This is a genomic window from Rhizobium sp. 2YAF20, from assembly GCF_052114685.1.
In the GTDB taxonomy this organism is placed as follows: Bacteria; Pseudomonadota; Alphaproteobacteria; order Rhizobiales; family Rhizobiaceae; genus Rhizobium.
This window is the reverse complement of the sequence record NZ_JBFRFF010000002.1, coordinates 330,473-351,862: the sequence shown is the minus strand read 5'-3', so window position 1 is coordinate 351,862 and position 21,390 is coordinate 330,473. Positions and strand designations below refer to the sequence as shown.

The following is a 21,390-nucleotide window of genomic DNA, read 5'->3' as shown; positions in this document are numbered from 1 at the left end:
CCGCAGTCGCCGGAAAATGAAACCGTCGACTGATCGGAAACAATCATGGGATTAGGCAATCGGCCTGATTGTCGTCGCAAGATGGGCGGGTGGACAGCGCCATCAATTCGAGACGATGGGTAGCGCCTCCGATGGAACATGACTTGAAACCCATCGATTCCCAAAAGACAGCCGCCTCATCTGTTCCGGCATGCACAGCAATCGCGCTCGCGCTCACCACTGCGCGCTTTACAAGCGCGGCCACGAGCAAGCGACCGATCCCTTTTCGTCGAGCAGCGGGCGAGACGTAAACACGCCGCATGCGCAGCACCCGCGCGATCTCCGGCTCCTGCGTCAGGCCACCGATGCCCGCAAGCCGCTTACCGTCATAGATCGCAAGGAGGCATTCACCAATTCGGTCAAAGCGGTTGATCCCCTCGTCCCATTCGTTGACGAGCCGAGCCATGTGCCTATGGCCTTCGCGATCCGCTTCGGTTCGCAGAAGCGCGATACCCTCAGGCAATTCCGCAGACACCGGTATGATTGACATCAAAGGCATTACGCAAACCAAAATTCCGTTATCCCGAATGGACAGCGAGGCGACGAACATCGATATCGGTGTCCTGCCCCTGAAGCGAAACGAACCGTGCATCGGGGTCTGCCGCCATATCGTGCACGGTCAGCTTCTCCAGCGCCTTGGTAACCTCGTTCAGATCCCCGTCTAGTTCCTCGGGCTGAATGAGCTCGCCGATCTGGAATTCGAAGCGATCGCCGCGCTTGTTTAGGAGCTCGTGGAAGATGGTCATGTCGCGCAGCTCCGTCGACCATCTGGCTAACCAATAGAACAGGCCGGAATTGCGCGCGGACATGTGGACCGGCAGGATCGGCAGATTGTATTTGCGGGCAAGGCCCACGGCAGAGGTCTTCCAGGGACGCTCATTGAGCCTGCCGTTTGCCCAGAAGGCGATGCGACCGGAGGGAAACAGGACCGTGGCCTTTGCCTCCTTGATCGCCCGGTTTGTCAACTGCAGCGTCTCGCGGGTCTTGAGCTTCGTCTTGTACTCTTCGCGCCACTCGACGGGAATGATCATCTCGGCAAAACGCGGGTTGACGCGGATAGCGTCACGATTGGCAAAGAACATCATATCCGGACGCCGCGATTTCAGCAGATCGAAGACAGCGACCCCGTCGGCAATGCCGGTCGGGTGGTTGCTGACGAGGATGAAACCCCCGGATGCCGGAATGCGCTCCTCATTGGCCACCCTGATATCGAGCTCAAGCACATTGCTCAGATATTCGAACGACTGGAAGCCCGGCATGTTGGCGACGTCATCGGCAAATTCGATTGCCTTGTGATAACGCAGCACAATGTGAAGAAACGGTCGCATCAGCGGCCAGAGCGGGTTGTTGACGATCTTTTGCCCGCGCTCGGCGATCAGCGTGTCGACGATGTGCCCGGGCTGCCCCTGCGAAACCAGTGCAATAGCGCCTGCAAGCTGCCCGAGTGCTGTCGTGGGTTCGCGCCGCGCCATCAAAGATCCTGCCTGGTTGGTGATATTCTATCGCAACGCAATGTGATCGAAGCATGACATCGCTCCCGAAACGTTAGCGATTCCATAACCCTCCTTGCCTCAAAGTGGCAGACTGAATTTCAAATTCAAGAGGTTTGCATGAACGAGCTCTTGATCATTGCCGAGGCCCCTTTGATGGCGGAACGGCAACGCTGGCTCGACGGCTTGAGCAACGAACGACGATTGTCCCGACACACGCTGGACGCGTATGAGCGCGACACGCGCCAGTTTCTGGCCTTTCTCACCGGCCATCTTGCCAGCCCGACGACGATCAAGGACATCCAGGAGTTGCGGCCGGCCGACTTCCGCGCCTTTTTGTCCGCAAGGCGCAGGGATGGCGCCGGCGCCCGTTCGCTCGGCCGCAATCTTGCGGGCCTTCGTTCACTTCTTCGCTACCTGGAAAAGAAAGGTCTGGTCAACGCGGCGGGCGCGGCCGCCGTCCGTTCGCCGAAACAGCCAAAGTCCCTGCCGAAGCCGCTCTCCGACAATCAGGCGATCAATGTGGTCAGCAATGAAGCGCAGCTGCACGACGAACCCTGGATCGCCGCCCGGGATGCAGCGGTGCTGACCATGCTCTACGGCTGCGGCCTGCGCATCTCAGAAGCGCTCGATCTGCTCGCCGCTGACCTGAGACCAGCTGCCACGTCGCTGCGCGTCACCGGCAAGGGCAACAAGACCCGCATCGTGCCGCTGCTGCCGGTCGTCGTGGAAGCTGTCGAGACCTACCGCGAGCTTTGCCCCTACCATCTCGATCCCGAGAGACCGCTCTTTCGCGGCGCCCGCGGCGGCAAGCTGCAAGCTGGCATCATCCAGCGCGGCATGCAGAAACTGCGCAGCGCATTCAACCTGCCAGACACCGCGACGCCGCATGCGCTGCGCCACTCCTTTGCGACCCACCTGCTTGCCGGTGGCGGCGATCTGCGCACGATCCAGGAACTGCTTGGCCACGCCAGCCTGTCGACGACGCAGGTCTACACCGGCGTCGATGCATCCCGTCTGCTTGAGGTGTATGATCGCGCCCATCCCAGGGCATAACGCCCCGTTAACCGAGCGCGTTAAGGGATTATCCGCAACAGGCGCGTAGAGCTTGGACCAACGCCTCTCTTTGGAACGTCAATATGATGTCTGACTTCAGCGAAAGAATGCCGCGCCTGACAGTGCCGAAACCCGGCACGGTTCTCCTGTGGCTTGCCGCATCGCTTCCTTTGGCTCTTTCTGCTGCACTCATCTTTACCATCGCATCACTGACGCCGGCGCGTGCGGACGACGTGGCCTCGGGCTGCACCGGCAAGAACCTTTTGGCCGAGCTTCAGCAAAACGACCCGATCAAGTATGCCGCCATCCTTGCCGAGAGCGACAAGGTTGCGAATGGAAAAAGCATCTTCTGGAAGCTGGAGAAGCCCGGCATCAGGCCTTCGTGGCTGCTCGGCACCATGCACGTGACCGATCCGCGGGTTTTGACCATGCCGAAGGGAGCGCCTGAGGCCGACAAGGCTGCCGACACGATCATCGTCGAATCCGACGAAATTCTCGACGACAAGAAAGCCGCCATGGCGCTGCTGGCTAAACCGGAATTGATGATGTTCACCGACGGTTCGACCATCAGCAAATTCCTGTCGCCGGCAGACAACGCCAAGCTAGAGGCAGGTCTGAAGGAGCGTGGCATTCCGCTTGCTGCCGTCTCGCGCATGCGTCCATGGATGATCTCGAGCGTCGTTGCCTTGCCGCCTTGCGAGATCGCCCGCAAGACCAAGGGTGCCCAGTTTCTTGACCAGAGGATCGCCATCGAGGCCGCTGCCGCCGGCAAACAGGTGAAGGGTCTCGAGACCCTTGGCGACCAATTGCAGGCAATGGCCGATCTTCCGGTGGAATTTCACCTCAAATCATTGATCGAAACGCTGCAACTCGGCGACAAGATGCAGGACGTCGTCGAGACGATGACGGATCTTTATCTCGCAGGCGATATCGGCGCGACGATGCCGATGCTGAAGATCGTCGCTCCCGACGGCAATGACGATGGCAGCGACTACGCCGCCTTCGAACAGCGCATCATTCTCGACCGCAACAAGGTCATGGCCGAACACGCGGCCCCGATCCTTGCCAACGGAAATGTCTTCATGGCTGTCGGCGCCCTGCATCTGACCGGCGACCAGGGGCTGGTCGAACTCTTCCGCAAGCAGGGATTTACCGTGACGGCCGTTGATTGATCGACAGCCGCCGGCCCAAGCGACTAAGTATCGCGATCACAATAAGCCGATGAAACGGCGTGATGGCAGCAATATAGATCCTGCCAAGCATGATCTTGCGCCTGACCAGCGTCGCCACGCTGATTGTTTGGCGGCCACCGCGGTTTGCAACATCGACAATGATGCGAAAATCCAGATGAAGGTCATTGAAGCCGAGCACCACCTGTTGCGCTGACTGGCTCAGCACGGGGAAAGGCCCGACCATTTCGATCGTACCTGGCGAATGGTCTCCCGTTGATTTCAGTCCGAACGGCGCGACGATGATATTTCTAAGCCGCATCAAAAGGCGCACCCAGAGCGGAAAGTGCCCCAGCGCCAGCTTCGCCGCGTCGATTGCCGACACGTTGTTTTCAGGGATATCGAGCTGGTAGCAATCCGCCCAGTCCGCCTGCGGCAAGGCCGCGTTCGGCAATTTGACCGCCACTTTTAAAGGTTTGGCTTGCATCATGGTTTCCAGCGCCTCGGTGACCGTCAGCGCGAGGGTATCACACGGGATCAGGCGTGCTAAACTAGAACGACAACCGCGACGATCTGTAGCGGCGGCCGGCAACCCTTGAATCGAGAAAGCCGTACCCCTGGGTACGGCTTTCCAAAAGTTGGGCCTTGAATTTCAAAGCTACATATGGATCGGCTTGAAGAAGGTCGCCAGCGCTGCTTCCTTGACGGCTTCCGACATCGTCGGGTGGGCATGGCAGGTGCGGCCGAGATCTTCGGACGAACCGCCGAATTCCATCAGCACCGCGATCTCGTGGATCATCTCGCCGGCGCCGAAGCCGACGATGTGTCCGCCGAGGACACGGTCGGTCTCCTTGTCAGCGAGAATCTTCACGAAGCCGTCCGTTGCCAGCATAGCGCGGGCGCGGCCATTGGCCGTGAACGGAAACTTGCCGACCTTGTAGGCGACGCCTGCGGCTTTCAGCTCTTCCTCGGTCTTGCCGACAGAGGCCACTTCCGGCTGGGTGTAGACAACACTGGGGATAACCTCGTAGTTCACATGGCCAGCTTGACCTGCGAGGATTTCGGCGAGCGCAACGCCCTCGTCCTCTGCCTTGTGCGCCAGCATCGGGCCCTTGACGACGTCACCGATCGCATAGATGCCCGGAACGTTGGTCTTATAATGTCCATCGATCTCCACGCGTCCGCGGTTGTCGAGTGCAACGCCGGCTTCTTCGAGGCCGAGATCTGCAGTGTATGGCTTGCGGCCGGTGGCAATCAGCACGACATCGGCATCAAGCACTGTCTTTTCGCCGCCCTTGGCAGGCTCGAACGTGACCTTGGCACCGTCCCCCGTCTTTTCGACGCCCGTGACCTTGGCGCCGAGATGAAAGACGATACCCTGCTTTGCGAGCATCCGCTGGAACTGCTTGGAGACCTCGCCGTCCATTCCGCCAAGGATCGTGTCAAGATATTCGACAACCGTGACCTTGGCGCCGAGGCGCGACCAGACGGAGCCGAGTTCGAGGCCGATGACGCCGCCGCCGACGACGATCATGGTCGCGGGCACCTTGTCGAGCGCGATGCCGCCGGTCGACGAGATAATGACCTTCTCGTCGATATCGACCGACACGCCGGGAATGCCGGCCACATCCGAACCGGTGGCAATGACGATGTTCCGGCCTTCGATCTCCTGGCTCTCACCTTTGTCGTTGGTGACGGAAACCTTGCCGGCGGAGATGATCTTGCCGGTGCCGATGAAGCTGTCGATCTTGTTCTTCTTGAAGAGGAAACCGACGCCATCGACATTCGATTTCACCGTCGCGTCCTTGTGGGCCATCATCTTCGCCAGATTGAGCTTTGCTTGCGCAACCTCGATGCCGAGCGCATCCATGCCATGGCCGGCCTGATGGAACATCTCGGAGGCATGCAGCAGCGCCTTGGAGGGAATGCAGCCGATATTCAGGCAGGTGCCGCCAAACGTCGCCCGCTTTTCAACGACGGCAACCTTGAGGCCGAGCTGGGCTGCCTTGATGGCGCCGACATAGCCGCCGGGGCCGGTTCCGATAATGATCACATCGTAGGACATCGATTAATTCCTTTTGGATTTTTCGGTTAGTCGGCGGCGCGCGCCAACGCAAGGCGAAGGCCGAAGCCGACAAGTGCCGCTCCGGTAATGCGGTTGAACCATTTGCCGCCGGCTATGAAGCGATCGCGAATGGGTTTTACCGTGAAGAAGATCGAGACGCCGGCGAACCAGGCGACAAGCGCCGTTGCCATGCCGATTCCATAGCTGAACTGGATCGGCGCCGGGGTGTCGTGATGGACCAGGGTGGAAAACAGCGACAGGAAGAAAAGCACCGGTTTCGGGTTCAGCGCATTGGTGACGAAACCGGTCGCCAGGCACCGCCAGATGGAAACAGGCTTCTCATCCCGCTCGCCGACGTCGATATCCGCCACCTTGAAACCGGGCTCGCGAAACGACTTGATGCCGAGATAGACGAGGTAGGCAACACCTGCCCATTTGATGAGCCCGAAAAGAAGCAGCGACTTGGAGACGATCAGGCCAAGCCCGAGGATGGTATAGCTGATGTGGAACAGCAGCGAGAAACCCATGCCGAGACCTGTCATCATCGCCGCGCGCCGGCCATGCACGATGCTCTGGCGCAGGATCACGGCAAAATCCGCGCCCGGTGCAACGATGAAGATCGAGAATACGGCCATTAGGCCGAGGAATTCGAGAATATACTGCATGACTGCGTCCCTAGCTTGTTATCGTCCGCCGCTCACATTGAGGATTGCACCGGTTATATAGGAAGCCGAAGGTGACAATAGATAAAGCACCGCATCGGCTATTTCCTGCGCTGTGCCGGCCCGTTGCAACGGAATGGCCGAACTCATGTCTCGCACCCGATCGGGAAGTCCGCCGGAAGCATGGATCTGCGTATCGACGATCCCCGGACGAACCGCGTTGACCCGCACGCTCTCCGTCGCCAGTTCGCGGGCAAGCCCGATCGTAAAACTGTCGATCGCGCCTTTGGAGGCGGCATAGTCGACGTACTGCCCGGCAGAGCCAAGTACGGCGGCCATCGACGAAATGTTGACGATGGCTCCGCCCTTGCCGCCATGGCGGGTCGACATCCGTCTTACGGCTTCGGCGGCACAAAGAACTGAGCCGGTCACATTGATACGGAACATCCGGTCCAGCCGCTCGGGCGACATCTCGTCGATCCGCTGCGGCATGTCGACGACGCCGGCATTGTTGACCAGACCATCCAGCCGGCCGAACTGCTTGTCGACCACGGAGAAGATCGACGCGATACCATCGGTCGTGCCGACATCGCCTTGAGCCAGGCAAGCCTCGCCGCCGGCATCGCGGATCGAGCCGACCACCTTGTCGGCTTCGGACCTGTTCGAAGCATAGTTGACGACGACGGCCCAGCCGAGATGGGCGGCCGAAAGGGAGATGGCCGCGCCGATCCCTCGGCTGCCGCCAGTAACAACAAGGACGGGTCGCATGTCGCTCATCTCATCCTCACAACACAATGCCTGCAAACATCAGCACGAGGCCGATGGCGGAGACGGACCATATCCACGACCGGTAGGGACTAAGACCCATGAGATAGGCGGGAAGATAGGCAACGCGCGCCCAGAACCACAACAGCGCGCCCCAATAGGTCAACGCATCGGCGCGGCCACTTGTGACGGCGACCACTGCAAGCGCGATGAAGATCGGATAGGTTTCCTGGAAATTGCGCAACGCCCGCGTTGCCCGCCCCGTCATCAGATCGGGCTCCGGCTCACTGTCCCGGGTCGAGTTTGCCGTCACAAGGCCGGTCTGGAAACGAAAGGCCGTCGCCTGCGCCATTACATAGGCGAAGGCGAGCGCCGCGCTCCAGAGAAGATAGACCAGTTCCTGTGCCATGGGAGATTTTTCCGCGATGGGAGAAAGGGTCGCAACCGCGACCCCGCCATACCCTTAGAGATCGAGAACCAGACGTTCCGGATCTTCGAGGCTTTCCTTGACGCGAACGAGGAAGGTTACCGCTTCCTTGCCGTCAACCATACGGTGGTCGTAGGACAGCGCCAGATACATCATCGGCCGAATGACGACCTGACCGCCGATGGCGACCGGGCGATCCTGAATCTTGTGCATGCCGAGAATGCCCGACTGCGGCGCATTGAGGATCGGCGAGGACATCAGCGAACCGTAGACACCGCCATTGGTGATCGTAAACGTGCCGCCCTGCATGTCGGCCATCGACAGCGTGCCGTCGCGGGCAGCCTTGGCAAGACGGCCGAGATCCTTTTCGATTTCGGCAACCGTCATCTGGTCGGCGTCGCGGATGACGGGGACGACCAGACCCTTGTCGGTGCCGACGGCCATGCCGACGTGGCAGTAATTCTTGTAGATGATGTCGGTGCCGTCGATTTCGGCGTTGACGGCCGGCAGTTCCTTCAAGGCATGGGTCACGGCCTTGGTGAAGAAGCCCATGAAGCCGAGCTTGACGCCATGCTTCTTTTCGAAGATGTCCTTGTACTTCGCACGCAGCGCCATCACCGCCGTCATGTCCACCTCGTTATAGGTGGTCAGCATGGCGGCCGTGTTCTGCGCATCCTTGAGACGACGGGCGATCGTCTGACGCAGCCGCGTCATCTTCACCCGTTCTTCGCGTGGCGCATCTTCGATCGCGGTCGGCGCGCGGGCTGCAACCTTTGCCGGCTCGGAAGCGGCAGGCGCAGAAAGACCCTTGTTGACGGCGGCGATGACGTCGCCCTTCAGCACCTGGCCGCGCTTGCCGCTGCCGTCGAGCTGATCGGCCGAGAGATTGTTTTCCGCAAGCATCTTCGAGGCAGCAGGTGCAGGCGGCATGGAGGACGCCACAGCGGCCGGAGCAGAAACGGCAGCGGCAGCAACGGGTGCTGCAGCCGCAGCGACGGCAGGCTCGGCAGCCTTGGCGGGCGCAGCGACTGCACCGGTGCCGGCACCGATCTGGCCCAGAAGCGCGCCGAGACCCACGGTCTCGCCAGCCTGGACGACGATCTCCGACAGCACACCGGAGGCAGGTGCCGGGACCTCGATCGTCACCTTGTCGGTTTCAAGCTCCAGCATCGGCTCATCGGCCTTGACGGCATCGCCGACCTTCTTGAACCAGGTGCCAACGGTCGCTTCGCTGACCGACTCGCCAAGGGTTGGAACGCGGATTTCAGTGGCCATTGTTCAAATCCTGATTGTTTTGATCACTATGTGTTTGATGATGCTCCGGCGACGGATTGCCGGAGAATGAGCGAAGGGATGGGCGAAACTTCGTATCGGAAGCCAAGGTCGGCAAGGACCACGGGATCGGCGTTACCGGCAGCACGTGCGGCTTCAACGTCCGCGACCTCGATGATTGCCATCCCCCACGCACCTTGTTGTTCGAAGACCGGGCCGACGGCGATCGCCATCCCGGTCTCCGCATTCTGCCGCCAATAGGCGGCGTGACGTTGCATGGCGGCCATTTCCTCTGCAGTCGCATCATGCGGAAAGCTTTGGCGCGGTGGCGTTAGTTTCAGATGAAAATAAGCCATCGCACCATCTCCTTAACCGCCGAGCGCATCCTCGAGGAATGCTGCAAGCTGCGCCAGATGCTTGGACATCAGGCCCGTCGCCGGCGAGGCTGCGGCCGGACGGCCGGTGTAGCGAACGCGCTGATACTTGGCATCGATATGGGCAAGCACCCATTCGAGGTAAGGATCGATGAACGACCAAGCGCCCATGTTCTTCGGCTCTTCCTGGCACCAGACCATTTCGGCATTGCGGAAGCGGGAGAGCTCGTTGATCAGGGCCTTGGCCGGGAACGGATAAAGCTGTTCGATGCGCAGCAGGTAGACATCGTCGATGCCTCGCCTCTCGCGTTCTTCCAGAAGGTCGTAATAGACCTTGCCGGTGCAGATGACGACGCGCCGGATCTTGGCGTCCTTCTGGAGCTTGATCGGACCATCCTTGATGACCTCGGCATCGTCCCAGAGAAGACGGTGGAAGGAGGATTCGCCGGCCATTTCGGCAAGGCTCGAGACGGCCCGCTTGTGACGCAGCAGCGATTTTGGCGTCATCAGCATCAGCGGCTTGCGGAAATCGCGCTTCAGCTGGCGTCGCAGGATGTGGAAGTAGTTAGCCGGCGTCGTAACGTTGGCAACCTGCATGTTGTCTTCCGCGCAAAGCTGCAGCCAGCGTTCGAGACGGGCGGAGGAGTGCTCCGGACCCTGGCCTTCATAACCGTGCGGCAACAGGCAGACGAGGCCCGACATACGCAGCCATTTGCGCTCGCCCGACGAGATGAACTGGTCGAACACGACCTGGGCGCCGTTGGCGAAATCGCCGAACTGCGCTTCCCAAAGCGTTAGCGCATTCGGGCGGGCCAGCGAGTAGCCGTATTCGAAGCCAAGCACGGCTTCTTCGGACAGCATCGAATTGATGACTTCGAAGCGGCCCTGCGTTGGCGACAGGTTGGCAAGCGGGATGTAGCGCTCTTCGGATTCCTGATCGTAGAGCACCGAATGTCGCTGCGAAAACGTGCCGCGTTCACAATCCTGGCCGGACAGGCGGATCTTGTGGCCGTCGACGCAGAGCGCACCGAAAGCAAGGGCCTCTGCCATGGCCCAATCGATGCCTTCGCCCGACTGGATCATGTTGGCGCGGTTTTCCATAAAGCGCTGGATGGTCCGGTGCGCATTAAAGCCGGTCGGAACCTCCGACAGCTTGCGGCCGATCTCCTTCAGCATCTTCATTGGCACGGCAGTCTTGCCCCGACGCTGTTCGTCGGCATTGTCGGCGGCGCGAAGGCCAGACCACTCACCGTCCAGCCAGTCGGCCTTGTTGGGCTTGTAGTGTTGGCCGGCCTCGAATTCCTGCTCGAGATGGGCGCGCCAGTCGGCCTTCATCTTCTCGACTTCGCCCTCGGTCAGGACGCCTTCGGCGATCAGGCGGGCAGAGTAGAGCTGCAGCACCGATTTGTGGCTGCGGATGACCTTGTACATCTTTGGCTGCGTGAAGGACGGCTCGTCGCCTTCATTATGGCCATAGCGGCGGTAGCAGAACATGTCCAGCACGACGGGCTTGTGGAACTTCATGCGGAATTCGGTCGCAACCTTGGCCGCGTAAACCACCGCTTCCGGATCGTCGCCGTTGACGTGGAAAATCGGCGCCTCGATCATCTTTGCAACGTCGGACGGGTAGGGCGACGAGCGCGAGAACGCCGGGTTGGTGGTAAAGCCGATCTGGTTGTTGATGATGACGTGCATCGTGCCGGCAACGCGATGTCCGCGCAGGCCGGAGAGGCCCAGGATTTCGGCAATGACGCCCTGCCCTGCAAAAGCAGCATCGCCGTGGATCAGCAAGGGCACGATCTTCGAGCGCTCGGATAGCGGGATCGTGTCGCCGTCCCAGACGGTGGCGCTCATGTCCTGCTTGGCGCGCACCTTGCCCATGACGACCGGGTCGACGATCTCGAGATGCGAGGGGTTTGCCGTCAGCGACACATGGATCTTCTGGCCATCGAACTCGCGGTCCGAGGAAGCACCGAGATGGTATTTGACGTCGCCCGAACCTTCGACTTCGTCAGGCGCATAGGAGCCGCCCTTAAATTCGTGGAAGATCGCACGATGCGGCTTGCCCATCACCTGCGAAAGCACGTTAAGGCGGCCGCGATGGGCCATGCCGAACACGGCTTCCTTGAGGCCAAGCTGGCCGCCGCGCTTGAGGATCTGCTCCAGCGCCGGAATGAGCGATTCGCCACCGTCGAGGCCGAAGCGCTTGGTGCCCTTGAACTTGACATCGAGAAACTGCTCGTAGCCTTCGGCTTCGATCACCTTCTGAAGGATCGCCTTCTTGCCTTCAGGGGTGAAGGCGACGCCCTTGTCGGGTCCTTCGATGCGCTCCTGTACCCAGCCCTTTTCCTCGGGGTTGGACATATGCATGAATTCGACACCGAGCGTCGAGCAATAGGTCCGCTCGAGGATCTCGATCATCTCGCGCACGGAGGCGTATTCAAGGCCAAGCACGTTGTCGATGAAGATCTTGCGATCATAGTCGGCCTCGACAAAGCCATAGGCTTCCGGCGACAATTCCTTGTAGTCTTCGACCGCGGCAGCGATGCCGAGCGGATCGAGCTTGGCGTGCAGGTGTCCACGCATGCGATAGGCGCGGATCATCATGATGGCGCGCACGGAATCGCGCGTCGCCTGGATGATGTCGGCGCCGTCAGTCGGCTTGCCCTGGGCCTCGGCCTTGGCCTTCACCTTCGTCTCGATAACCTTCTCGACCATGCCCCAGTTGCCGTCGAGTGCGGAGACGAGCTCGCCGTTGGCTGCGATCGGCCAGTTCTTCCGCTGCCAGGAAGCACCCTTGGCCGCCCGCTTCACGTCGGCCGGATTGTCTTCCAGCGCCTTGAAGAAGGACCGCCACTCGTCGGAGACCGACTGTGGATCGTCCTCGTAGCGCGCATAGAGCTGCTCGATATAGGCAGCGTTGGCGCCGTCGAGGAACGAGGTGATCTGAAACTGCTCGTTGGCTTCTTGCCTTGCCATGGTGATATGCGAACGCTTCCGTCCGCCTCCCGACTTGTTCTGGTTTGCCGGCGCCTAGACGTCCGGCGGTCGCATTTTCAACGCCGCTTGTCCTGCGGCTCGTCCTTACCGGGCACGCCCGGTCTTCCGTCGACAGGGGTGGCGGAGGCCTCCCCTGTCCGATCGCCATATGTCAGTTCAGCCCTTGAGGACTTCAACCAGCGTCTTGCCAAGCCGCGCCGGAGACGGCGACACGCGAATGCCGGCCTCTTCCATCGCCGCGATCTTGTCTTCTGCGCCGCCCTTGCCGCCTGAAATCACGGCGCCTGCGTGGCCCATGGTGCGTCCGGGAGGTGCCGTACGACCGGCGATGAAACCGACCATCGGCTTCTTGCGGCCCTTCTTGGCTTCGTCTTTGAGGAACTGCGCGGCTTCTTCTTCAGCCGAGCCGCCGATTTCGCCGATCATGATGATCGACTTCGTCTCGTCGTCGGCAAGGAACATTTCGAGGATATCGATGAATTCCGTGCCCTTGACGGGATCGCCGCCGATGCCGACGGCCGTCGTCTGGCCAAGGCCCTCATTGGTCGTCTGGAACACCGCTTCATAGGTCAGCGTGCCGGAGCGCGACAGAACGCCGACGGAACCCTTCTTGAAGATCGAACCCGGCATGATGCCGATCTTGCACTCGTTCGGCGTCATGACGCCGGGGCAGTTCGGTCCGATGAGGCGCGACTTCGACTTCTGCAGGCGAGCCTTGACCTTGACCATGTCGGCAACCGGAATGCCTTCGGTGATGCAGACGATCAACGGGATCTCGGCGTCGATCGCCTCGAGGATGGCAGCTGCAGCACCGGCTGGCGGCACGTAAATCACCGAGGCGTTTGCGCCCGTCACTTCCTTGCCTTCGGCAACCGACTTGAAGATCGGCAGCTTTTCGCCTTCCTTGCCAGTCCAGGTCTCTCCGCCCTTGGTCGGATGAATGCCGCCGACCATCTTCGTGCCGTGATAGGCAAGCGCCTGTTCGGTATGGAAGGTACCGGTCTTGCCGGTCAGGCCCTGAACCAGGATCTTGGTGTCTTTGTTGATGAGAATGGACATTGGTCTCAGGCTCCCTTTACCGCCGAAACGATCTTCTGGGCGGCGTCGTCCAGGTCGTCAGCCGAGATGACGTTGAGACCGGATTCATTGATGATCTTCTTGCCGAGCTCGACATTCGTGCCTTCGAGGCGAACGACGAGCGGAACCTGAAGTCCGACTTCCTTGACGGCAGCAATCACGCCCTCGGCAATGACATCGCATTTCATGATGCCGCCGAAGATGTTGACGAGGATGCCCTTCACGGCCGGATCGGCGGTGATGATCTTGAAGGCCGCGGTGACCTTTTCCTTGGTGGCGCCGCCGCCGACATCGAGAAAGTTCGCCGGCTCAGCGCCGTAGAGCTTGATGATGTCCATGGTTGCCATGGCAAGGCCTGCGCCGTTGACCATGCAGCCGATGTTGCCATCGAGGGCGACATAGGCCAGATCATACTTCGAAGCAGCGATTTCCTTTTCGTCCTCTTCGCTGGTGTCGCGAAGAGCCACGACATCTTCGTGGCGGAAAAGCGCGTTGCCGTCGAACGACATCTTGGCATCGAGCACGCGCAGGCGGCCATTGGTCATCACGATCAGCGGGTTGACCTCGAGCAGCGCCATGTCCTTCTCGACGAAGGCTTTGTAGAGGATCGGGAAAAGCGAAGCCCCATCGGTGCGGGCAGCACCTTCGAGCTTCAGCGCATCCGAGATCTTGGCAACGTCGCCAGCAGTGACACCAGTCGTTGGATCGATGGCAACGCTGATGATCTTTTCAGGCGTGTCGTGTGCGACCGTCTCGATGTCCATCCCGCCTTCGGTCGAAACCACGAAGGAGACCTGACCGACTGCACGGTCTACGAGGATCGAGAGATAAAGCTCACGATCGATATCGGCGCCATCTTCGATGTAGAGCCGGTTGACCTGCTTGCCGGCCGGTCCTGTCTGCTTGGTGACCAGCGTGTTGCCGAGCATTTCCTTGACGTTGGAAACGACCTCGTCAATCGACTTTGCAAGGCGAACGCCGCCCTTGGCTTCCGGCCCGAGTTCCTTGAACTTGCCCTTGCCGCGACCGCCGGCATGGATCTGGCTCTTGACCACATAAAGCGGACCCGGCAGCTGCTTTGCAGCCGCTGCGGCTTCGTCGGCCGAGAAGATGGCAACGCCGTCCGCGACCGGTGCGCCAAAGCCCTTCAGCAGAGCCTTGGCCTGGTATTCATGAATATTCATGGAACTATCCCTGTTGGAACGCGACGACTACTTGAGCGCCGGAGCAATGGTGATGCATGCCTCGCAGAGACCGGCGACAGCAGCGACCGACTTGTCGAATGCTTCCTTCTCGGCCTTGTTCATGTCGATTTCGATGATGCGCTCGATGCCGCCGGCGCCGATCACGGTCGGCACGCCGACATACATGTCCTTGACGCCATACTGGCCGGAGAGGTAGGCGGCGCAAGGCAGAACGCGCTTCTTGTCCTTGAGGTAGGACTCAGCCATCTCGATTGCCGATGCGGCTGGCGCATAATAGGCGGAACCGGTCTTCAGCAGGCCAACGATTTCGGCGCCGCCGTCGCGGGTGCGCTGGATGATCTCTTCAAGCCGTTCCTTGGTGACCCAACCCATGGTGACAAGGTCGGTCAGCGGAATGCCGCCAACGGTCGAATAGCGTGCAAGCGGCACCATCGTGTCGCCATGGCCGCCGAGGACGAAAGCGGTAACGTCCTGGACGGAAACGTTGAATTCCTTGGCGAGGAACAGGCGGAAGCGCGAGCTGTCGAGCACGCCGGCCATTCCCACGACCTTGTTTGTCGGCAGGCCAGAAAACTTCTGCAGCGCCCAGACCATCGCATCGAGCGGATTGGTGATGCAGATCACGAAAGCATCGGGGGCATATTTCTTGATGCCTGCGCCGACCTGTTCCATGACCTTGAGGTTGATGCCGAGAAGATCGTCGCGGCTCATGCCCGGCTTGCGGGCGACGCCTGCGGTAACGATGCAGACGTCGGCACCTTCGATCGCCGAATAGTCGCTGGCGCCGGTGAGATTGGCGTCGAAGCCCTCAACCGGGGAAGACTGTGAAATGTCGAGGCCTTTGCCCTGAGGAATGCCGTCTGCGATGTCGAACAGGACGATGTCGCCGAGTTCCTTCAAGCCGGCGAGATGCGCCAGCGTGCCACCAATCATGCCAGAACCAATGAGTGCGATCTTGTTGCGCGCCATTTCAGCGTATCCTTTACGATCAATCCGTCGATCAAAATAGCGGCCAATCCCCTTCAGGGGCAGCCATTGCCGCCAATCGCATAGACTGAAAGCCAAAATTTGGCAATGGATTATTTTTGACCAAGGAATTTCAATCGGTTAGATCGTAAAGTTCTTACGTAAACGTAAGATATCTCGTCACCAACTTGTTACTCGGCAGCGCGTTTTGCGTGAGTTTGCGCGAGGTATTCGGCGCTTCGCATCTCAAACAGCCGCGAAGTGGTGCGGTCGAATTCGAAGCCTTCCGTACCCCTTCGCTCAAGGAGAAGGTCTTCCGGCATTGCGGCCGCCGACACGAAGAGCCGGATGGCATGGTCGTAGAACGTATCGACCAGAATGATGAAGCGCTTGGTTTGGTTCCGCTTTTCTGGACCGAGCAGCGGAATATGATCGATAAAGACCATGTCGAAGCGATCGGAGATCGCCAGAAAATCCGCGGCGCCAAGTGGCGCCTCGCAAAGATCGGCAAACGAAAACCGCGCCATCCGGTCCACCGCCAGCGGCACATGGATCGTGCGGCCCTTGCGTGGGATTTCCGTCGGCTGCGCCTTGCGCCCGTGCAGCGCCTGCGCCCAGGCTGCATCCATCGCCATATCGGTTCGCTCGTTGATCGGCGAGAGATAGACGGGTTGGCTGTTGAGCTTCTCCATCCGGTAGTCGGTCGGAGAATCCAACGTCACGACATCGACATAGGTTTTCAAAAGATCGACGAAAGGAAGAAAGAGGCCGCGGTTGAGGCCGTCCTTGTAAAGGTTATCCGGCTCGACGTTGGACGTCGCGACCAGCACGCAGCCTTGCGCGAACAATTCGGAAAACAGCCGCGACAGGATCATCGCATCGGCAATGTCCGTTACCGAGAATTCGTCGAAACAAAGCAACTCCGCCTGCCCGTATAGATCGGCGGCTACCGGTGGTATCGGATCTGCCTGCTTGGTCTCGCCGTTCTTAAAGCTGAGGCGATGCGCCGCGATGCGATTGTGAACGTCCGCCATGAACTCATGGAAATGGGCGCGACGCTTGCGCTTGCAGGGCGCCATCGCAAAAAACATGTCCATAAGCATCGTCTTGCCGCGCCCGACGCTGCCGTGGATGTAAAGTCCCTTCGATATTTCGGAAGTCTTCTTGCGCGCGGCGAAAAGCCAGCCGAGAGCACTGGATTTTGCAGCCGGCTGCTTTTGTTTCAAAACAGCAAGGACGCGGTCCAGACGTTTGGCCACGTCCATCTGTGCGGAATCGATCTGAAGCGAACCAGACTCCGTCAGCGCCTTCAACTGTTCGGTGACGCTGATGGAATAGTCAGGCATGGGCTGCATGGAGTGACATCCGCCTGTGCATCGTTGACGCGGCCTTTTGGCCGCGTGGCCTCATCGGCTAAGGGTGATCGGCTGACCGGAGGCCGTGCTGCCGGTAAAGCGGTTATCCGCCGTCTTGTAGACGGAGCCGACCTGGGTGCCGTTGCGATCCTTGAGCAGAACCTGCTTGCCCGACACTTCCCAGGATCCCATTGCCGTCAACTCGCCGGAGCAACCGCGCGTGCCGCCCCGCGATCCGCTGCCGAGATTGGTCAAGGTCAGGAACATGTCGCAGGTCGCACCGCCGTTTCCGACCTTCCAGCTGCCAACCATGGATTCCTTGGTGACGTCCATTCCGGAGGCAGCCATTGCCGAATTCTGCTGCGCTGCAGCCGGGTTCGGCGAATTTGAAGGTGCTGCCGGAAACTGCGAGCCGTTGGCCGTCGGGTCAGCAAGCTGGCCGGACTGGACTGGAGAAACGGGTGCTGCCTGAAGCGGAGGAGCAGAATATCCAGAATTCACGTCGTTGTAAGCCGTGCGCTGGCAGCCGGCAAGCGACAGAACAACGGTTACAACCGTTGCCGCATATTTCAACCGCATCATTATACTCCTGAAATTTCCAAGCCTGCCCCGAATTTGGCGCGCAATGACGGCGGAATTATCGTGAAACCCCCAATTGAATCAAGCCGAGAGCCTGAAGAAATTGTGTCACATCAGAGCCTTCTGAAGTATCTGGGACAAATTTGGCGCATTTTTGCACAATTGATGGTGCATCCGTGGCGTTGAGCCGCGATATATCGCGGCTCTTGACCCTGTCGTCAGCGGTCAGACCCGCCGCTCTACCATCATCTTCTTGATCTCGGCGATCGCCTTGGCAGGGTTCAGGCCCTTCGGGCAGGTCTGGGCGCAATTCATGATCGTGTGGCAACGATAGAGCCGGAACGGATCTTCCAGATTGTCGAGCCGCTCGCCGGTCGCCTCGTCCCTGGAGTCGATCAGCCAGCGATAGGCCTGCAGCAGGACGGCTGGACCAAGATAGCGGTCGCCATTCCACCAGTAGCTCGGACAGGACGTCGAACAGCAGGCGCACAGGATGCATTCGTAAAGACCATCGAGCTTCTGGCGATCCTCGTGGCTCTGCTTCCATTCCTTGGCAGGCGGCGGCGAAACCGTCTTCAGCCAGGGTTCGATCGAGCGATGCTGCGCGTAGAAGTTGGTAAGGTCCGGTACCAGGTCCTTGACGACAGGCAAATGCGGCAGCGGATATACCTTCACCGTTCCGTTGATCTCGTCGAGCCCCTTGGTACAGGCAAGCGTGTTCGTGCCGTCGATATTCATCGCACAGGAACCGCAGATACCCTCGCGACAGGAGCGGCGCAGCGTCAGCGTCGGGTCGATCTTGTTTTTGATGTAGAGGAGCGCGTCGAGCACCATCGGCCCGCAATCATCGACGTCGATGTAGAAGGTGTCGATCGACGGGTTCTGGCCATCGTCCGGGCTCCAGCGATAGATGCGAAGTTCCCTCGTGTTCCTGGCGGCCTGCGGCTTCGGCCAGACCTTACCTTCGCGCATCTGAGAGTTCTTGGGGAGAGCGAGTTCAACCATGTCCAGTTTCTCTCAATTCAATAAACACGTGCCTTCGGCTCGATCTTGTGCGGATCGATGCCTTCGGCGATCAGTTCGGTGTGGACGGGACGGTAGTCTAGCTTCACTTCGCCGGCATCGTTGACCCAGGAAAGCGTGTGCTTGCGCCAGTTGACGTCATCACGGCCGCCGAAGGGGCCGCTGGTGAAGTCTTCGCGGGCGTGGGAACCGCGGCTCTCCTTGCGAGCTTCAGCGCCGTAGATCGTCGTAATGGCGTTGGCCATCAGATTGTGCAACTCCAGCGTCTCGACCAGGTCGGAGTTCCAGACCATAGAGCGGTCGGTGACCTTGACGTCGGCCAGTTCCTGCCAGATGGCCGAAATCCGCTTGCAGCCGGATTCCAGCGATTCCTGGGTGCGGAACACCGCAGCGTCGTCTTGCATGGCGTGCTGCATCTTTTCGCGCAGGACAGCCGTTGGCGTCGTGCCGCTTGCGTGACGCAGACGGTCGAAACGATCCATGATCTTGTCGCAGGCAGCAATGTTCAGCGCCGGCACTGCCGAGGCCCGATCGATGACTTCGCCGGCACGGATCGCAGCGGCGCGACCAAAGACGACAAGGTCGATCAGCGAATTGGAGCCGAGGCGATTGGCCCCGTGCACGGAGGCGCAACCGGCCTCGCCGACGGCCATCAGTCCGGGCAGGATCCGCTCCGGGTTGCTGCTGTCGGCGTTCAGCACCTCGCCCCAGTAATTCGTCGGAATGCCGCCCATGTTGTAGTGAACGGTCGGCAGCACCGGGATCGGCTCGCGCGTCACATCGACGCCGGCGAAAATCTTGGCGCTTTCCGAAATGCCCGGTAGGCGCTCGTGAAGCACGGCCGGATCCAGATGGTCGAGATGCAGGAAGATGTGGTCCTTGTTTTTGCCGACGCCGCGACCCTCGCGGATTTCCAGCGTCATGCAGCGCGACACGACGTCACGCGAGGCAAGATCCTTGGCCGACGGTGCGTAACGCTCCATGAAGCGCTCGCCCTCTGAATTGACAAGGTAGCCGCCTTCGCCGCGCGCGCCCTCGGTGATCAGGCAGCCGGCGCCGTAGATACCGGTCGGATGGAACTGCACGAACTCCATGTCCTGCAGGGGGAGACCGGCGCGCGCCACCATGCCACCGCCGTCGCCGGTGCAGGTATGGGCAGACGTCGCCGAGAAGTAGGCCCGGCCATAGCCGCCGGTGGCCAGCACCACCATCTTCGCGGCAAAACGATGGATCGTGCCGTCGTCGAGGCACCAGGCGACAACGCCGATGCAGCGGCTGCCATCATCGGACATGATCAGGTCGAGGGCGAAATATTCGACGAAGAATTCGGCGTTGTGACGCAACGCCTGGCCGTAAAGCGTGTGCAAGATAGCGTGGCCAGTACGGTCGGCGGCAGCGCAGGTGCGCTGGACAGGCGGGCCTTCGCCATAATTCTGCATGTGACCGCCGAACGGGCGCTGGTAAATCTTGCCTTCTTCATTGCGGGAGAAGGGAACGCCGTAGTGCTCGAGCTCATAGACGGCTTTCGGCGCTTCCATCGTCAGGTACTGCATCGCGTCGACGTCGCCGAGCCAATCGGAACCCTTGACGGTATCGTAGAGATGCCACTGCCAGCTATCCGGCGTCATGTTGCGCAGCGATGCAGCAATGCCGCCCTGCGCGGCAACAGTGTGCGAACGGGTCGGGAAGACCTTGGTGATGCAGGCGGTGCGGAAACCCTGCTCGGCCATTCCGAGCGTGGCACGCAAGCCAGCGCCGCCGGCGCCGACGACAATCACATCATAGGAATGGTCGACATATTTATAGGCCTTCCCATTCTGTGCAGGGCCATTCTGAGCGGCTGAGTTCGATGCCATGATGAAATTATCCTACGAACGCGATTTTCAGAATGGAGAAGAGACAGAGCCCAGCGACGATGATCGCAAAGAACGTGTTGAGCATCAAAAGAGCGATCTTGGCCAGCTCCGCATGCACGTAGTCCTCGATGATGACCTGCATGCCGAGCTTCATGTGAATGACGCCGGAAATGATCATAAGGCCGAGGATCACGGCCACGAACGGGTTGGCAAGCGCATGAACGACGACTGCATATGGCGCACCGGCATAGATCATCAAGAAGACGACGAAGAACACGATGAGCGGCACGTTTGCAACGGCTGTCAGACGCTGGCGCCAAAAATGCTCTGTGCCTTCCTTGGCCGAGCCAAGGCCGCGGACTCGGCCGAGAGGGGTACGCATATCCATGAGAACTACCCTTCACAAACGGATGGCAAGGCCGATGGCCCAGACAAGGACGGTAAGACAGAGCGAACCGACCAGTGTCGCCTTGGCCAGTTTCGTCGAAAAGGACTTTTCAAACCCATAGCCGAGATCCCACATGAAGTGGCGAAAGCCGCCGAGCATGTGGTGGAGCAGAGCCCAGGTGTAGCCGAGCAGGATCAGCCGGCCGATGATAGTACCCATGAACCAGTTGACCCACTCGAAATAAGCCTGGCCGGTTGCAGCGGCAATCAGCCACCAGACGACCAGCAGCGTGCCGAAATAAAGCGCGGCTCCGGTGATCCGGTGGACGATCGACATAACCATGGTCGGAATGAGTTTGTAGATTTGCAAATGCGGCGACAAAGGCCGATTTTGTGTGACGTTCGCCATCAGAACCTCGCGGCGTTACGATGCTCTTCGATCTCGGGCACCACCGGGGCAACGCACGGATGCCGAAATCCAGTGTGCGTTGCATCAATGCCGACGTTTAATGACGGAAAGGCCTGCCGACAAGCACAATTGCTGACCGTTTCGAATTTAATCGATTCGGGTCCCTCGGCTTTGCGGATCTTGGCCCAAACACCGCTTGACCGTTAACTATTCG

The 21,390-nt window shown here is 60.0% G+C and carries 21 protein-coding genes; 2 read left to right on the top strand and 19 right to left on the bottom strand.

Annotated elements, in window-relative coordinates; all coding sequences use genetic code 11:
• Positions 1–43: 43 nt before the first annotated feature.
• Positions 44–538 (bottom strand): GNAT family N-acetyltransferase, encoded by a 495-nt coding sequence (locus AB4Z52_RS05800; RefSeq protein ID WP_442216955.1) that lies wholly within the window; start codon positions 536–538, stop codon positions 44–46.
• Between the two features lie 19 nt (positions 539–557).
• Positions 558–1,511, bottom strand: a complete 954-nt coding sequence (locus tag AB4Z52_RS05795) for a GNAT family N-acetyltransferase (RefSeq protein ID WP_442216954.1) — start codon at positions 1,509–1,511, stop codon at positions 558–560.
• 138 nt (positions 1,512–1,649) lie between these two features.
• Between AB4Z52_RS05795 and AB4Z52_RS05790 the strand changes: the two genes are divergently transcribed.
• Both AB4Z52_RS05790 and AB4Z52_RS05785 read left to right on the top strand, forming a co-directional pair.
• Entirely contained in the window at positions 1,650–2,585 is a 936-nt protein-coding gene (locus tag AB4Z52_RS05790; RefSeq protein WP_442216953.1) for a tyrosine recombinase XerC, read from the top strand.
• 83 nt (positions 2,586–2,668) lie between these two features.
• Entirely contained in the window at positions 2,669–3,757 is a 1,089-nt protein-coding gene (locus AB4Z52_RS05785; protein ID WP_442216952.1) for a TraB/GumN family protein, read from the top strand.
• Here the strand turns inward: AB4Z52_RS05785 and AB4Z52_RS05780 are convergent.
• The 17 genes from AB4Z52_RS05780 to sdhC all read right to left on the bottom strand — a co-directional run bounded on the left by AB4Z52_RS05780 (position 3,735) and on the right by sdhC (position 21,176).
• Entirely contained in the window at positions 3,735–4,346 is a 612-nt protein-coding gene (locus AB4Z52_RS05780; RefSeq protein WP_442216951.1) for a DUF2867 domain-containing protein, read from the bottom strand. The genes AB4Z52_RS05785 and AB4Z52_RS05780 overlap by 23 nt on opposite strands.
• A gap of 66 nt (positions 4,347–4,412) precedes the next feature.
• Positions 4,413–5,819 (bottom strand): dihydrolipoyl dehydrogenase, encoded by a 1,407-nt coding sequence (gene lpdA, locus AB4Z52_RS05775; protein WP_442216950.1) that lies wholly within the window; start codon positions 5,817–5,819, stop codon positions 4,413–4,415.
• 26 nt (positions 5,820–5,845) lie between these two features.
• The gene (locus AB4Z52_RS05770; RefSeq protein ID WP_442216949.1) at positions 5,846–6,484 is read right to left on the bottom strand and encodes a LysE family transporter; all 639 of its coding nucleotides are present in this window, start codon (positions 6,482–6,484) and stop codon (positions 5,846–5,848) included.
• An 18-nt stretch (positions 6,485–6,502) separates the two neighbouring features.
• Positions 6,503–7,258, bottom strand: coding sequence for an SDR family oxidoreductase (locus AB4Z52_RS05765; RefSeq protein ID WP_442216948.1), 756 nt, complete (start codon positions 7,256–7,258; stop codon positions 6,503–6,505).
• Positions 7,259–7,265: 7 nt separating this feature from the next.
• Positions 7,266–7,655 (bottom strand): MAPEG family protein, encoded by a 390-nt coding sequence (locus tag AB4Z52_RS05760; RefSeq protein ID WP_442216947.1) that lies wholly within the window; start codon positions 7,653–7,655, stop codon positions 7,266–7,268.
• A 54-nt stretch (positions 7,656–7,709) separates the two neighbouring features.
• Positions 7,710–8,948: a 2-oxoglutarate dehydrogenase complex dihydrolipoyllysine-residue succinyltransferase gene (odhB, locus tag AB4Z52_RS05755; protein WP_442216946.1), complete on the bottom strand. Its 1,239-nt coding sequence runs from the start codon at positions 8,946–8,948 to the stop codon at positions 7,710–7,712.
• 26 nt (positions 8,949–8,974) lie between these two features.
• Positions 8,975–9,301, bottom strand: coding sequence for a YciI family protein (locus AB4Z52_RS05750; protein ID WP_442216945.1), 327 nt, complete (start codon positions 9,299–9,301; stop codon positions 8,975–8,977).
• 12 nt (positions 9,302–9,313) lie between these two features.
• On the bottom strand, positions 9,314–12,298 hold the full coding sequence (locus AB4Z52_RS05745) for a 2-oxoglutarate dehydrogenase E1 component (RefSeq protein ID WP_442216944.1): 2,985 nt from the start codon (positions 12,296–12,298) through the stop codon (positions 9,314–9,316).
• A gap of 177 nt (positions 12,299–12,475) precedes the next feature.
• The gene (gene sucD / locus AB4Z52_RS05740; protein ID WP_442216943.1) at positions 12,476–13,378 is read right to left on the bottom strand and encodes a succinate--CoA ligase subunit alpha; all 903 of its coding nucleotides are present in this window, start codon (positions 13,376–13,378) and stop codon (positions 12,476–12,478) included.
• A gap of 5 nt (positions 13,379–13,383) precedes the next feature.
• Complete coding sequence (gene sucC, locus AB4Z52_RS05735; RefSeq protein ID WP_442216942.1) at positions 13,384–14,580, bottom strand: ADP-forming succinate--CoA ligase subunit beta; 1,197 nt, start codon at positions 14,578–14,580, stop codon at positions 13,384–13,386.
• Between the two features lie 27 nt (positions 14,581–14,607).
• Positions 14,608–15,570, bottom strand: a complete 963-nt coding sequence (gene mdh, locus AB4Z52_RS05730) for a malate dehydrogenase (RefSeq protein WP_442216941.1) — start codon at positions 15,568–15,570, stop codon at positions 14,608–14,610.
• Between the two features lie 188 nt (positions 15,571–15,758).
• Entirely contained in the window at positions 15,759–16,922 is a 1,164-nt protein-coding gene (gene zapE, locus AB4Z52_RS05725) for a cell division protein ZapE (protein WP_442216940.1), read from the bottom strand.
• Between the two features lie 51 nt (positions 16,923–16,973).
• A complete protein-coding gene (locus AB4Z52_RS05720) occupies positions 16,974–17,501 on the bottom strand; it encodes a protease inhibitor Inh/omp19 family protein (protein ID WP_442216939.1) in 528 nt (175 codons plus the stop codon).
• A 225-nt stretch (positions 17,502–17,726) separates the two neighbouring features.
• Positions 17,727–18,506, bottom strand: coding sequence for a succinate dehydrogenase iron-sulfur subunit (locus AB4Z52_RS05715; RefSeq protein ID WP_442216938.1), 780 nt, complete (start codon positions 18,504–18,506; stop codon positions 17,727–17,729).
• A gap of 17 nt (positions 18,507–18,523) precedes the next feature.
• Positions 18,524–20,380, bottom strand: a complete 1,857-nt coding sequence (gene sdhA, locus AB4Z52_RS05710; protein WP_442216937.1) for a succinate dehydrogenase flavoprotein subunit — start codon at positions 20,378–20,380, stop codon at positions 18,524–18,526.
• 7 nt (positions 20,381–20,387) lie between these two features.
• Positions 20,388–20,768, bottom strand: coding sequence for a succinate dehydrogenase, hydrophobic membrane anchor protein (sdhD, locus tag AB4Z52_RS05705; protein WP_442216936.1), 381 nt, complete (start codon positions 20,766–20,768; stop codon positions 20,388–20,390).
• A gap of 12 nt (positions 20,769–20,780) precedes the next feature.
• Entirely contained in the window at positions 20,781–21,176 is a 396-nt protein-coding gene (gene sdhC, locus AB4Z52_RS05700) for a succinate dehydrogenase, cytochrome b556 subunit (protein WP_442216935.1), read from the bottom strand.
• Positions 21,177–21,390: the final 214 nt, after the last annotated feature.